10 protein-coding genes are annotated in these 13,514 nt (G+C 64.1%); 9 read left to right on the forward strand and 1 reads right to left on the reverse strand.

Annotated features, from left to right (window positions below):
* Window positions 1–50 precede the first annotated feature (50 nt).
* On the reverse strand, window positions 51–1,619 hold the full coding sequence (locus AB7F41_RS05095) for a phytoene desaturase family protein (protein WP_428383271.1): 1,569 nt from the start codon (window positions 1,617–1,619) through the stop codon (window positions 51–53).
* Window positions 1,620–1,740: 121 nt separating this feature from the next.
* Between AB7F41_RS05095 and msrB the strand changes: the two genes are divergently transcribed.
* The 9 genes from msrB (at window position 1,741) to AB7F41_RS05140 (ending at window position 13,501) form a co-directional block, all read left to right on the forward strand.
* Window positions 1,741–2,151: a peptide-methionine (R)-S-oxide reductase MsrB gene (gene msrB / locus AB7F41_RS05100; RefSeq protein ID WP_428383273.1), complete on the forward strand. Its 411-nt coding sequence runs from the start codon at window positions 1,741–1,743 to the stop codon at window positions 2,149–2,151.
* A gap of 674 nt (window positions 2,152–2,825) precedes the next feature.
* Entirely contained in the window at window positions 2,826–4,559 is a 1,734-nt protein-coding gene (locus tag AB7F41_RS05105; RefSeq protein ID WP_428383274.1) for a formate--tetrahydrofolate ligase, read from the forward strand.
* Between the two features lie 62 nt (window positions 4,560–4,621).
* Window positions 4,622–5,815 (forward strand): aminotransferase class V-fold PLP-dependent enzyme, encoded by a 1,194-nt coding sequence (locus tag AB7F41_RS05110; RefSeq protein ID WP_428381906.1) that lies wholly within the window; start codon window positions 4,622–4,624, stop codon window positions 5,813–5,815.
* A gap of 93 nt (window positions 5,816–5,908) precedes the next feature.
* Window positions 5,909–6,850 carry a D-2-hydroxyacid dehydrogenase gene (locus AB7F41_RS05115; RefSeq protein ID WP_428381908.1) on the forward strand — a complete coding sequence of 314 codons (942 nt, stop codon included), beginning with the start codon at window positions 5,909–5,911 and terminating at the stop codon, window positions 6,848–6,850.
* Between the two features lie 187 nt (window positions 6,851–7,037).
* Window positions 7,038–7,898, forward strand: coding sequence for an NADP-dependent methylenetetrahydromethanopterin/methylenetetrahydrofolate dehydrogenase (locus tag AB7F41_RS05120; RefSeq protein WP_428381910.1), 861 nt, complete (start codon window positions 7,038–7,040; stop codon window positions 7,896–7,898).
* Between the two features lie 12 nt (window positions 7,899–7,910).
* The gene (fchA, locus tag AB7F41_RS05125) at window positions 7,911–8,543 is read left to right on the forward strand and encodes a methenyltetrahydrofolate cyclohydrolase (protein WP_428381912.1); all 633 of its coding nucleotides are present in this window, start codon (window positions 7,911–7,913) and stop codon (window positions 8,541–8,543) included.
* Between the two features lie 34 nt (window positions 8,544–8,577).
* Window positions 8,578–9,750, forward strand: a complete 1,173-nt coding sequence (locus AB7F41_RS05130; RefSeq protein WP_428381914.1) for a malate--CoA ligase subunit beta — start codon at window positions 8,578–8,580, stop codon at window positions 9,748–9,750.
* Between the two features lie 17 nt (window positions 9,751–9,767).
* Window positions 9,768–10,655, forward strand: a complete 888-nt coding sequence (sucD, locus tag AB7F41_RS05135; protein WP_428381916.1) for a succinate--CoA ligase subunit alpha — start codon at window positions 9,768–9,770, stop codon at window positions 10,653–10,655.
* Window positions 10,656–10,747: 92 nt separating this feature from the next.
* Complete coding sequence (locus tag AB7F41_RS05140) at window positions 10,748–13,501, forward strand: phosphoenolpyruvate carboxylase (protein ID WP_428381917.1); 2,754 nt, start codon at window positions 10,748–10,750, stop codon at window positions 13,499–13,501.
* Window positions 13,502–13,514: the final 13 nt, after the last annotated feature.

Here is a 13,514-nt window from a genome sequence, read left to right on the forward strand (position 1 = left end):
TGCTGCGGCGCAGCGCGTCGTCTGCGCCGCACAGCTGCGTCTTTTAAAGTTCAGGTCGCGACGGCGAGCCGGGTTTCGGCGAGCCGCGCGGCTTCGGCGCCGGAGAGCATGGCGCCATTGAAGCCGTGTTCGCCGCCAAACGCCGAGGCGAGATAGAGCCCTTCGATCGGCGTCCGCGGCGTACGCGGAAATCCCATCAGGATCGGCGCGTCGGCGGGCAACGCCGCAAAGCCGTATACCGCGCCTTCCGGCGTGTTGAGATAGCCCGCCATCGAATAGGCGTTGAGCAGCATCCGCGTCGTCACAAGTCCGGAAAAGCCCGGATAGTCGCGGTCGAGAGACGCCTGAATGGCGTCGAGCCAGCGTTCCCGGCGCGCAACCGCCGCGTCGCGCGGCAGATCGCGCCAGTTGTCGAGCCGATCGAGGCCGAGCACGCTGACGAGAATCGGCGGCTCATCCCAAAGCTCCGAATCGACTGCGGTGAAATTTGCGATTGTATGCAGCGGCAGCGCATCCTTCGGATCTTCCGCCATCGCGCCGGCCCCATCGCCATATTGATCGAATCGCCGCATGTCGCGTGGCATCACGACCGTCGTGAAATTCGTCAGGCCCACGGTCGACGGTTTCGCGTTCAGGCCGAAATTCGCCGAAAACAGCGACGTCGAAAGCTTCCGGGATCCGAAGGCCTCCTCCATTTTTGCGCGCGCGGGCGCGTCCATCATCGCCGCCGCCTCTGATGGCGCGCAATTCGCCATGACGACGCGCGCTTCGATGCGCTCCTCGCCGTCGCCGGCCCGCCGGGCGACATGGCGTATGGCGACGGCGTTGCCGTCCGCGTCGGTCTCGATGGCGTTGACGAGGCGGCCCATGCGCACGGCGCCGCCCGACTTGGTGATGCATTTGGCGAGCTTGAGGCTCAATTGCCGCGAGCCGCCTTTGATGTAGGCGCCGCCCGAGCCGATATAAGCGCCCTGCGCGATCGCATAATAGATCCACCACAAATTGCGGGGATCGTCGCCGTAGTAGGCGAGATTGGCGCCCAGCGCGCATTTCAAGGCCTCGCAGCCGGCGAAATCGCGCTCCATGATGTCATGCAACGAGTTCTGCCAACCTGCGGCCGCCGGCGCGATTTCCCAGAGCGCGCGATTGAATTTGGCGAAGGAGCTTTCCTCGCGCGCCTGTTTCAGCGTCCACAGCGCGTCGTGGATCTGCTCGACCTCGCCGAGAAATCTCTGGATGGCCGCGCGCTTGTCCGGAAACCGCTCGGCGAGCGCCTCATAGGCCGGCGCAAAGCCGAAAGGCAGTTCGAAGGCCTCGCCCACCGGCCCGCCGCGCACCTTGTACAGGGACCCGGTGGGCAGCCATTCGATTTCGTCGAGGATTCCGAGCCGCCGCAGGATGTCGTGCTTCACGTCGCGGGGATTGCGCGCATCGGAGGTTTGGTGGAGCGACGCTTCGACGGTCAGCGGCCCGACCTTATAGACCGAGGCGGCGCCGCCCAGGCTGAAATTGCGCTCCAGCAGGCATACGCTATAGCCGGCGTGCGCCAGCAGCGCCCCCGCCGTCAATCCGCCCAGCCCCGAGCCGATCACCACGGCGTCGAATTTTTTGTCGCTCATTCTCGAATCGTCGTTTTCGCTGAAAGATGGCCACTCTATCCCGCCTCGCCCCTCTGGCGAAAGCCGGCGGGCGACACAAGATTGGGACCCGGGACCGACACTCGAGACAAGGCGCTGGCATATGGACGAGATTTTTCCCGTAACCCGCACTGACGCCGAATGGCGCGCGCGTCTCACCCCCGAGCAATATGACGTCATGCGCCGGCATGGCACCGAGCGCCCCGGAAGCTGCGCGCTGAATCACGAAAAGCGCCGCGGCGCGTTCAATTGCGCCGGCTGCGGACAGCCATTGTTTCGCTCGGGCGAGAAGTTCGAAAGCGGCACCGGCTGGCCCAGCTTCTTCGATCCGCTGCCCGGCGCGCTTGGCGCGACGGTCGACCGCAGCTACGGCATGACCCGCACCGAAGTGCACTGCAGCCGTTGCGGCTCCCATCTCGGGCATGTGTTCAACGACGGCCCGCCGCCGACGGGCCTGCGCTACTGCATCAATGGCGTCGCGCTCGATTTTGAGCCTGAAGAGGCGTCCAAATGACGATCGGGCTTCGTGATCGCCCGATAGAGTCAAGGCTGCGACGCTGACTGCGACAAATTTTTTTCCGAGCGCGTCCCCGGGACGCGGCGCCGGCGCGCCTGCGGCTTCTTCGGATAGGCAAGGATAGGGCTCCGTCGCGCTCCGGCGCGCGCAACCCGCCTGTCTCCACCCGCCAGATCAGCTTTTCGGGCGTGTAGGAAACGACACTATTTTTGTAGGGAAAGCGCCGAATTGTCGGCGTCAGCGCGTCTGGATCATAACTACCCGAAAGGGTTGGTGAGGGATGGGCGCCCGGCCCGGCTTGTCGAATAAGCGTCATGCCGCGCGCGCATTGTCGCGCGAGCGGGAGTCGCTCCAAAGCGTCAGCGACGACGGCGCGTCGCCGGAGGCTCGGCCGGCTTGACGAGCAATTTTGATTCCCGTCATACGAGATGTCCGCTCATGAATTTTTCAGTAGGCGGGCCATGCGTGCGTCGGCTCGTTGCGGCGAACCGCGGCCTTGATGCGCGGAGTGGAGAAAACTACGGTCGCAAAAAAGGCTGCAGCCTGACATCGGCAGGATTTCAGCCCGGTCGATTGGGAGCGAGATCGGCGGCGCCGAAGCCCGTTTCTCGATGACCGAAAAAACAAATTTATGGGCCTGTGCGACGCAGGCCCGAGAGGGAGTGGACTGCATGTCAGAGGGGTCAGCCGCCGCGCCTGGCGCGAGCGGAAAAGACAATCAGCATCTTGCGCCGAAGTCGGACATCGAGATTTCGCAGGCCGCGAACATGCGGCCGATCATCGACGTCGCCCGCGACAAGCTCGGCATCCCGGCCGAGCATGTGCAGCCCTACGGTCACTACAAGGGCAAGATTTCTCTAGATTATCTCTCGTCCCTCTCCGGCCAGAAGGACGGCAAGCTGATCCTGGTGACGGCGATCACGCCCACCCCCGCCGGCGAAGGCAAGACGACGACGACCGTCGGACTCACGGACGGGCTCAACCACATCGGCAAGAAGGCGCTCTGCTGTCTGCGCGAGCCCTCGCTGGGGCCTTGTTTCGGGGTGAAGGGCGGCGCCGCCGGCGGCGGCTATGCGCAGGTCGTGCCGATGGAGGACATCAACCTCCACTTCACCGGCGACTTTCATGCGATCGGCGCGGCGAACAATCTGCTCGCGGCGCTGATCGACAATCATATCTATTGGGGCGGCGAACCGAAGATCGACTCGCGCCGGGTCGCGTGGCGGCGCGTCGTCGACATGAACGACCGCGCCTTGCGCTCGATCGTGTCGTCGCTGGGCGGCGTGTCGAATGGCTTCGCCCGCGAGGACGGATTCGACATCACCGTCGCTTCGGAAGTGATGGCGATCTTCTGCCTGGCTTCGGACTTCGACGATCTGCAGCGGCGGTTGGGCGACATCGTCATCGGCCAGACCCGCGAGAAGAAAGGCGTGCGGGCGTCTGAGGTGAAGGCGGCCGGCGCCATGGCCGCGTTGCTCAAGGACGCGATCGCGCCGAACCTCGTTCAGACCCTGGAGAACAACCCGGCCATCATCCATGGCGGCCCCTTCGCCAATATCGCGCATGGCTGCAATTCCGTGATCGCCACCAAGGCGGGCCTCAAGCTCGCCGATTACGTGGTGACGGAAGCGGGCTTCGGGGCCGACCTCGGCGCCGAGAAGTTCTTCGACATCAAATGTCGCAAGGCGGGACTCAAGCCGGACGTCACGGTGATCGTCGCGACGATCCGCGCGCTCAAGATGCATGGCGGGGTCGCCAAGGACGATCTGAAGGCCGAGAATGTCGCGGCCGTCGAGAAGGGCTTCGAGAATCTGAAGCGCCATATCGGCAACGTCCGCAAATTCGGCGTGCCGGTTCTGGTCTCGATCAACAAGTTCTCGTCCGACACGGCGGCCGAGATGGCGGCGCTGGACAAGCTCTGCAAGGCGGAAGGCGTCGAATGCGTCGTCGCCGACAACTGGGGCTCGGGCGGCGCCGGCGCGGCGGATCTCGCCAATGCGGTCGTCAAGACCATCGAGACGCAGCCTTCGAACTTCAAGCCGCTCTATCCTGACGACATGCCGCTCGCTGAGAAGGTGCGCACAATCGCCAGGGAGCTCTACGGGGCCGCCGACATCTCGTACGACTCGAGCATCAAGTCGCGCTTCGCCGAACTGGAGAAGGAAGGCTTCGGCAACTTCCCGGTTTGCATCGCCAAGACGCAGTACAGCTTCTCGACGGATCAGAACGCCAAGGGCGCGCCTTCCGGCTTCACGATCCCGATCCGCGAACTGCGTCTCTCGGCGGGCGCCGAGTTCATCGTGGTGGTGTGCGGCGACATCATGACGATGCCGGGGCTGCCAAAGGTTCCAGCCGCCAACAACATCTTCGTCGACGACGCCGGCCGCATCGCCGGCCTGTTCTAGCGCGCTGAGGCGTCATCGGCGCCTCATCCATCTGAAAACAGCCGCTCGAAAGGAGCTAAAGAATGTTGAATTCCAGAATTCCCGGCAAGAACTTCCTGTTTGTGCCGGGCCCGACCAATCTCCCCGACCGCATCATCCGCGCAATGTCGGTCGCCTCCGAAGACCATCGTTCGCCGACCTTCCCCGATCTCGTCAAGCCGCTGTTTCCGGGCCTGAAGAAGGTGTTCGGGACGGAGAAGGGCCACGCTTTCATCTTCCCGGCGTCCGGCACCGGCGGCTGGGAGGCCGCGATCACCAACACGCTGTCGCCCGGCGACAAGGTGCTGGCGCAGCGGTTCGGCCAGTTCTCCCATCTGTGGATCGACCTCTGCAAGCGCCAGGGCCTGGACGTCATCGTGCAGGAGCGCGAGTGGGGCACCGGCAATGATCCGGAACTGATCGAAGAGACGCTGAAGGCCGACAAGAATCACGAGATCAAGGCCGTTCTCGCGACGCATAACGAGACGGCGACCGGCGTGACCTCCGACATCGCCGCCGTGCGCAAGGCGATGGACAACGCCAAGCATCCGGCGATGCTGTTCGTCGACGGCGTGTCCTCGGTCGCTTCGCTCGACTTCAAAATGGACGAATGGGGCGTCGACGTGATCGTGTCGGGCTCGCAGAAGGGCTTCATGCTGCCGGCCGGCCTGCTGCTGATGGCGGCGAGCCCGAAGGCGATCGAAATGGGCAAGACCAACAAGGGCCGCCGCGCCTATTTCGAATTCCAGGACATGATCAACGCCAACAAGGCGGGCTATTTCCCGTATACGCCTTCCGTGCCGTTGCTCTATGGCCTCAAGGAATCGCTCGCGATCCTGTTCGAAGAAGGCCTCGATCAGGTCTACAAGCGCCATCATCATCTCGCCGAAGGCGTTCGCGCGGCCGTCTCCGCCTGGGGCCTCAGGTGCTGCGCCAAGGAGCCGAAGTGGAACTCCGACACCGTGACGGCGATCGTCGTGCCGGAAGGCTTTGACGCGGCCAAGGTGATCGACATCGCCTACAAGCGCTACAATCTCGCGCTCGGCGCCGGCCTTTCGGAAGTCGCGGGCAAGGTGTTCCGCATCGGCCACCTTGGCGACCTTAACGAACTCATGCTGCTCGGCGCCATCGGCGGCGCGGAGATGGCCATGCAGGACGTCGGCATCCCCGTGACTCCGGGTTCGGGCGCCGCGGCGGCGCAGGCGGTCTATCGCGCCAATCCTCTGCTCAAGATGTAAATCGGCTCTTCGCGGCCGGCGGTCGGCGCGTTCCGACCGCCGGCCGCCGACAACAAACAATAAAGAATTGAGAAAGAGGGGAAATTAAAGGTCATGTCGCACAAAATCATCTTCCTCGATCGCGAAACGCTCGACGCCAATGTGCGCAAGCCGAATTTCCCCCACGAATACACGGAATACGCCCAGACGGCGCCCGACCAGATCGTCGAACGTCTGAAAGGCGCGACGATCTGCATCACCAATAAGGTGCCGCTGCGCGAGGCGACCCTGAAGCAGCTTCCCGATCTCAAGCTCATCGCCGTCGCCGCGACCGGCACGGATGTGATCGACAAGGCCTATACGACCGCCAACGGGATCGTCGTCTCCAACATCCGCAACTATGCGTTCAACACGCTGCCCGAACATGTGTTCGCGCTGCTGTTCGCGCTGCGCCGCAATCTGGTCAATTACTACAACTCGGTGCGCCAAGGCCGCTGGGGCTACGCCAACCAGTTCTGCTATTTCGACTATCCGATCTACGACATCGCCGGCTCGACGCTCGGCATCGTCGGCTATGGCGCGCTCGGCAAGGAAATCGAAAAGCGCGCCGTCGCGCTCGGCATGAAGGTGCTGATCAACGACGTCGCCGACGTGCCGAACAAGGTCGACGTCGCGACCATTCTGCGCGAGGCGGACGTCGTCACGCTCAATCTGCCGCTGACGCCGGAGACGAAGAACATGATCGGCGCGAAGGAGCTGGCGTCGATGAAGAAGACCGCTTGCATCATCAACACGGCGCGCGGCGGCATTGTCGACGAAGCGGCGCTCGCCGACGCGCTGCGCAAGGGAGTCATCGCCGGCGCCGGCTTCGACGTGCTGACCGTCGAGCCTCCCAAGAACGGCAATATCCTGCTTGATCCGACGATTCCCAATCTGATCGTCACGCCGCATGTCGCCTGGGCGTCGAAAGAGGCGATGCAGGTTCTGGCCGACCAGCTCGTCGACAATATCGACGCATTTGTCGCCGGCAGTCCGCGGAACGTCGTGACGGCGTGAGGCGAGCCAATGTCGCTCCTTCCATCGCCGTCATGCCCGCGCTTGTCGCGGGCATCCACGCGGCGCCGCTGCGGAGCGATTGAAAATGTTGCGCAACGTCCCGGCGTGGATGGCCGGGACATAGGCGAGCGAAGCGACGCCGTCGTTGACGGCTTTACCCGGCCATGACGCGGCCTGAGGAAATCGAATGACCAAGAAACTGCTTTTTCTTTTTGACACCGATCCGGTTCCGAGCGTGTTCGACACGGTGGTCGGCTATGACGGCGACGCCGACCACATCATCGGCTATGGCGGCGTGACGCCCGAAAACGTCGGCGCGCTGGTCGACGGCTGCATTTACACGCGCGGTCCGAAGGAGAAGCAATATACGGCGATCTTCGTCGGCGGCGGCAGCATGACGGCGGGCGAAGCCGTGTTCAAAGCCGTGAAGAAGCGCTTCTTCTCGAATTTCCGCGTGTCCACGATGCTGGATTCGAACGGCTCCAATACGACGGCGGCCGCCGGTGTGGCGCTGCTCGCCAAGGCAAGTTCGCTGAAGGGCAAGAAGGCGGTGGTTCTCGCCGGCACCGGCCCGGTCGGCATGCGCGCGGCGGCGATGCTCAATATCGAAGGCGCCGAGGTCGCGATCACCTCTCGTGAGAAGTCGCGCGCCGAAGCGGCGGCCAAAGCCATTCAGGAGCGCTTCGGCTTTACGCCAGCGGCGATCGAAGCCGGCGACAACGCCGCGCGCGCGCAGGCCGTCAAAGGCGCTCAGATCGTTTTCGCGGCGGGCGCCATCGGCGTGCCGCTGCTCGACGAGGCGGACTGGCAGAACGATCCGACGATCGAACTGATCGCCGATTGCAATGCGCAGCCGCCGCTCGGCGTCGGCGGCGTCGAAGCGACCGACAAGGCGAAGGAGCGCCACGGCAAGATCGTCATCGGCGCGCTCGGGTTGGGCGGGCTCAAGCTCAAATTGCATCGCGAATGCGTCGGCAAGCTGTTTGACGGCGCCGATCAGGTGTTCGACTGCGAAAACATTTACGCGCAAGCCAAAGTGCTCGCCTGAGCGAGGAAAGATATGAGCGCCAAGAACGACACGATTGGGAAATTTCTCGACGAGCTTGCCAGCGATGCGCCCACGCCCGGCGGCGGCGGCGCGGCGGCGCTGTCCGGCGCCATGGGCGCTGCGCTCGTTTCCATGGTCTGCAATCTCACGATCGGCAAAAAGAATTACGAAGCGGTGTCGGCCGATCTTCAGCAGACTCTCGCCAAGGCCGAGAAGCTGCGCGCCGAACTGACCGCAGGCATCGATGAGGACGTCGTCGCGTTCAACACGCTGATGGGCGCCTACGGACTGCCGCGCGGCTCGGATGAGGAGAAGGCGAAACGCTCGGAGGCGATCCAATCGGCGCTGAAAGAGGCGACGCTGGCGCCGTTGAAGACGTGCAAAATCTGTTACGACGTCATCGCGCTGTCGAAGGAAGCCGCCGACAAGGGCAACCTCAACGTCATCAGCGACGCCGGGGTCGCGGTGCTCGCCGCCAACGCCGGACTGCGCAGCTGCGCGCTCAATGTCTTCATCAACGCCAAGGCGATCAAGGACCGCGATTTCGCGGAGAAGCAGCTCGCCGACGTCAATGCGCTGCTCGCCAAGGCCGCCGCTGAGACGGAAGCGGTCTATGAGACGGTCAGAGCCAAGATAGGCGGCTGAAGAAGCCGCGCCGAATTGCGAGGAGAGGACTGAAATGGACGTCCACGAGTATCAAGCCAAGGAAATACTGGCGAGCCACGGCGTCGATGTTCCGCCCGGCACGGTCGCTTTCAGCCCGGATCAGGCGGTCTATGCCGCGACTGAGCTCGGCGGCTCGCATTGGGTCGTCAAGGCGCAGATTCACGCCGGCGCGCGCGGCAAGGCGGGCGGCGTCAAGCTCTGCCGCACCTATCACGAAGTGCAGCAGGCGGCGCGCGATCTTCTCGGCAAGCGCCTCGTCACCGCGCAGACCGGCCCGGAGGGCAAGCCGGTGCAGCGCGTCTACGTCGAGGTCGCCGATCCTTTCGAGCGCGAGATTTATCTGGGCTATGTTCTCGACCGCAAATTGGAGCGCGTGCGCGTCATCGCGTCGAAGCATGGCGGCATGGAGATCGAGGAGATCGCCAAGAACACGCCCGACGAACTGCTCCAAGTCATCGTCGAGCCCGCCGTCGGCCTGCAGCAATTCCAGGCGCGCGAACTCGCCTTCCAGCTCGGCCTCAATATCAAGCAGGTCTCGCGCGCGGTGAAGACGATCATGGGCGCCTATCGCGCCTTCCGCGACAATGACGCGACGATGCTCGAGATCAACCCGCTGGTCGTCACCAAGGACGACAAGGTGCTGGCGCTCGACGCCAAGATGTCCTTCGACGACAATGCGCTGTTCCGCCGCCATAACGTCGTCGACATGAATGACCCCTCGCAGAGCGATCCGCGCGAGGCGCAGGCGGCCGAGCACAGCCTGAATTACATCGGTCTCGACGGCGAGATCGGTTGCATCGTCAATGGCGCCGGCCTCGCCATGGCGACGATGGACATGATCAAGCACGCCGGCGGCAATCCCGCGAACTTCCTCGACGTCGGCGGCGGCGCGTCGCCGGAGCGCGTCGCGACGGCGTTCCGCCTCGTTCTGTCCGACCGGCGCGTGAAGGTCGTGCTCGTCAATATTTTCGCCGGCATCAATCGTTGCGACTGGGTCGCGCAGGGCGTCGTCGACGCCGTGCGCGCGGAGAAGATCGAGGGCGTGCCGCTCGTCGTGCGCCTCGCCGGCACCAATGTCGAAGCCGGCAAAAAGATCATTGCCGAGAGCGGCATTCCGATCATCCAGGCCGACACGCTCGCCGAAGCCGCGGAAAAAGCCGTCGCCGCCTATAAGGGCGCCAAGTAAGCGCCGGAGAACGACACATGAGCATTCTCATCGACGAAAAGACGCCGATCCTCGTCCAAGGCATTACCGGCGACAAGGGCAGCTTTCACACCAAGGAAATGATCGACTACGGCAGCAATGTCGTCGCCGGCGTCACGCCCGGAAAGGGCGGCAAGACTCATCACGGCGTGCCGGTGTTCAACACCGTGCGCGAAGCGGTGCGCGAGACCGGCGCGCAGGCGTCGATCACCTTCGTCGCGCCGGCCTTTTGCGCCGACGCGATCATGGAATCCGCCGACGCCGGCGTTCGCCTCATCTGCTCGATCACCGACGGCATTCCGGCGCAGGACATGATGCGCGTGAAGCGCTATTTCCTGCGCTTCCCGAAGGATCGCCGGCCGATGATGGTCGGCCCGAACTGCGCCGGCATCATCTCGCCGGGCAAGGCGATGCTCGGCATCATGCCGGGCCACATCTACAAGCAGGGCGCCGTCGGCCTGATCTCGCGCTCCGGCACGCTCGGCTATGAGGCGGCGTCGCAGCTGAAGGCGCTCGGCCTTGGCATATCGACCTCCGTCGGTATCGGCGGCGATCCGATCAATGGCTCGTCCTTCCTCGACCATCTGGTGCTCTTCGATAAGGACCCCGAGACGCAGGCGGTGCTCATCATCGGCGAGATCGGCGGTCCGCAGGAGGCCGAGGCTTCGGCCTGGATCAAGGAGAATTTCTCCAAGCCGGTGATCGGCTTCGTGGCGGGCCTCACGGCGCCCAAAGGCCGTCGCATGGGTCATGCCGGCGCCATCATTTCGGCTTCCGGCGACAGCGCGGCGGAAAAGACCGAGATCATGAAGTCGTACGGGCTGACCGTGGCGCCGAGCCCCGCCGAATTCGGGTCGACCGTCGCCAAAGTATTGCAGAGCGCCTGACGAGCGCCGTCGGCGTCGGCGCCTGAGCGCGCCGGCGACGCCGTGTTGCAGAAGCCGTTCGTTTCGAGCGGGCGAGCGCCCAGGGAGTTTCGATGACCGCTGAGAGCCAGACATTGAAGAGCCTGTCTTCGACCGGCCTGCCGTCTGCATACGCGACTCGTTCGGTCACCGAGGCGTCCGCCTTTCTCCGCGAGCAATTGCTCACCGTCATTCGCCGTCACACGCCGGAGATCGAGGCCGTCGTGCGCGACTCCAAGGCGGGCGCAGGGCTGGAGCCGCGCCAGATGGCGCGCGCGCTGCAGGCGCAGGGCATTCTTTTTCAGCTCGTCTCCATCGCCGAGCAGGCCTATGCGATGCGCCGGCGCCGGCGCATCGAGCGCGAAAAGGGCCACGACAAGCTGCTCGGCACGTTCGATTACGTCCTGTCGAGCGCCGCGGCTTCGGGCGTCGCCGCAGATGAAATCCGCGCGCAGCTGCAGACGCTGCGCATTCGTCCGGTGATCACCGCGCATCCGACAGAGGCGAAGCGCGTCTCGATTCTCGAAAAATATCGCCGCATCTATCTGCTGATGCGCGAACTCGAATCGACGCGCTGGACGGACCGCGAGCGCGAAGCGCTGGTCAAGTCGATCTACGATCAGATCGAACTTCTGTGGCTCACCGGCGAATTGCATCTCGAAAAGCCCACCGTCGATCAGGAAGTCGCCTGGGGGCAGCACTTCTTTCACGAGAGCATTTTCGATCTCGCGCCCGAGCTTCTTTCGTCCTGCGAACGCGCGCTGAGACGCCATTATCCCAGCGAAACCTTCGAGATCACGCCCTTCTTCCAGTTCGGGTCCTGGATCGGCGGCGACCGCGACGGCAATCCCTTCGTGACGAACGACGTCACGCGCCGCACCATGTGCGAAAATGCTGCGGCGAGCTTGAATTATTACCGAACGCGCTTCGTCGATCTCGCGCGCATGCTGTCGATCAGCCAGCGCGCCGCCGAGATTCCGCCGTCGTTCCGCGAGGAGCTGGCTGCACGGCTCACCGCGCTGCCGGACGGCCCGGCGATCGAAGCGCGCAATCAAAACGAACCCTACCGCCAGTTCGTCACGACGATCCTGCGCAAGCTCGATCAGACATTGCGCGCCGTCAACGCCGAACCGACGACCGCGCCACGCTATGCGAGCGCCGATGAATTGATCGACGACCTGCGTCTTTTGGAAAGCGCGCTTGTCGAAGCCAAGAGCGACGCGCTTGCGACGGATCTTGTATGTCCGCTGCGCCGCGCGGTGGAAATTTTCCGCTTCAGCACCGTGCGGCTCGACATCCGCCAGAACACGACGCGCACCATGCAGGCGCTCGAGGAACTGTGGCGCGTGAAGACCGGCGGCGAGACGCCGCCCGACCTCGAGTCGCCCGAATGGCGCGAATGGCTGCTCGCCGAGCTTGCGAAACCGCGCGCGGCGCCGGTTCCACGCGACACGCTTTCCGCCGATACGCGCGACGTCATCGAAATGTTCGAAGTCGTCGCCGAGATGCGCGCGCAGCTCGACCGCGAAGCCTTCGGCGGATTCATTTTGTCGATGACGCGTTCGGCGGTCGACGTGCTCGGCGTCTATCTGCTCGCCAAGGAGGCGGGGCTTTTTCTCGACGAACCCGGCGTCGAGATCCTGACGCTGCCGATCGTGCCGCTGTTCGAGACGATTGGCGATCTGCGCGCCGCGCCGGCGATCATGCGCGATCTCCTGCAGGTTCCGGTCGTGCGCCGCTCGACGCGCTGGCAGGGCTCTCTGCAAGAGGTGATGATCGGCTACTCCGACTCGAACAAGGACGGCGGCTTTCTGTCGTCGAACTGGGAGCTGTTCAAGGCGCAGGCGCGTTTGACGCAGGTCGGACGCGAACAGGGTGTCGCCATCGCCTTTTTCCATGGACGCGGCGGCTCGGTGTCGCGCGGCGGCGCGCCGACCGGCCATGCCATCGCGGCGCAGCCGGCGGGCTCCATTCGGGGCCGTTTCCGCGTCACCGAACAGGGCGAGGTGGTCTCGTTCAAATACGCCAACCGCGGCACGGCGGCCTATCAGATGGAGCTCTTGGCGTCCTCCGTGTTCCAGCACGCGCTGAAGTCGGAGCGTGAGGAAGCGCTTGCGCCGCACGCCGAATTCGACGAGGCGCTCGAGGAAATTTCCGGCGCCTCCTTCGCGGCCTATGCGAAATTCGTCGCCGATCCGGACCTCGTCGCCTATTTCCAAGCGGCGAGCCCGCTCGAAGAGATTTCGCTGCTCAACATCGGGTCGCGGCCGGCGCGGCGCTTCGGCGCGAAGAGCCTCGCGGATCTGCGCGCGATCCCTTGGGTTTTCGCCTGGGCGCAGAACCGTCATTCCATCACCGGCTGGTATGGCGTCGGCTCGGGGCTGAAAAACTTCGTCGATGTGCGCGGCGACCGCGGTTTGGAGCTGCTGCGCCGCATGTTCGAGGATTCGCGGGTGTTCCGGCTCATTATCGATGAGGTCGAGAAGACGCTCGCGCTCGTCGATCTCTCGATCGCCAAGCAATATGCCGGACTCGTCGCCGACGAAGCCGTGCGAATCAAAATCTTCAAAGCGATCGAAGACGAATTCGCATTGACGCGGGAAATGGCGCTGCGCGTCACCGGCGGCGAGGAGCTGGCGGATCGCTTTAAGGAATATCAGGCGCGGCTGTCGCATCGCCTGCAGACCATCAACGAGGTCAATCGCGAGCAGGTGGCGCTGCTTCGCCGGTTCCGCGAGGCTAAGGACGAAGCGGAGAAAGAGGCCGTCAAAGTGCCTCTGCTGCTTTCGATCAGCTGCGTCGCCGCCGGCCTTGGCGCCACAGGCTAATTCAACAGGAAGG

The organism is Methylocystis sp. (assembly GCF_050251305.1).
GTDB lineage: Bacteria > Pseudomonadota > Alphaproteobacteria > Rhizobiales > Beijerinckiaceae > Methylocystis.

What these genes read in the sequence shown, in the direction of transcription:
- sucD (WP_428381916.1), top strand. Translation starts at nt 9,768, where the DNA reads ATGAGCATTCTCATCGACGAAAAGACGCCGATCCTCGTCCAAGGCATT.
- msrB (WP_428383273.1), top strand. Translation starts at nt 1,741, where the DNA reads ATGGACGAGATTTTTCCCGTAACCCGCACTGACGCCGAATGGCGCGCG.
- AB7F41_RS05115 (WP_428381908.1), top strand. Translation starts at nt 5,909, where the DNA reads ATGTCGCACAAAATCATCTTCCTCGATCGCGAAACGCTCGACGCCAAT.
- AB7F41_RS05140 (WP_428381917.1), top strand. Translation starts at nt 10,748, where the DNA reads ATGACCGCTGAGAGCCAGACATTGAAGAGCCTGTCTTCGACCGGCCTG.
- AB7F41_RS05095 (WP_428383271.1), bottom strand. Translation starts at nt 1,619, where the DNA reads ATGAGCGACAAAAAATTCGACGCCGTGGTGATCGGCTCGGGGCTGGGC.
- AB7F41_RS05110 (WP_428381906.1), top strand. Translation starts at nt 4,622, where the DNA reads ATGTTGAATTCCAGAATTCCCGGCAAGAACTTCCTGTTTGTGCCGGGC.
- AB7F41_RS05105 (WP_428383274.1), top strand. Translation starts at nt 2,826, where the DNA reads ATGTCAGAGGGGTCAGCCGCCGCGCCTGGCGCGAGCGGAAAAGACAAT.
- AB7F41_RS05120 (WP_428381910.1), top strand. Translation starts at nt 7,038, where the DNA reads ATGACCAAGAAACTGCTTTTTCTTTTTGACACCGATCCGGTTCCGAGC.
- AB7F41_RS05130 (WP_428381914.1), top strand. Translation starts at nt 8,578, where the DNA reads ATGGACGTCCACGAGTATCAAGCCAAGGAAATACTGGCGAGCCACGGC.
- fchA (WP_428381912.1), top strand. Translation starts at nt 7,911, where the DNA reads ATGAGCGCCAAGAACGACACGATTGGGAAATTTCTCGACGAGCTTGCC.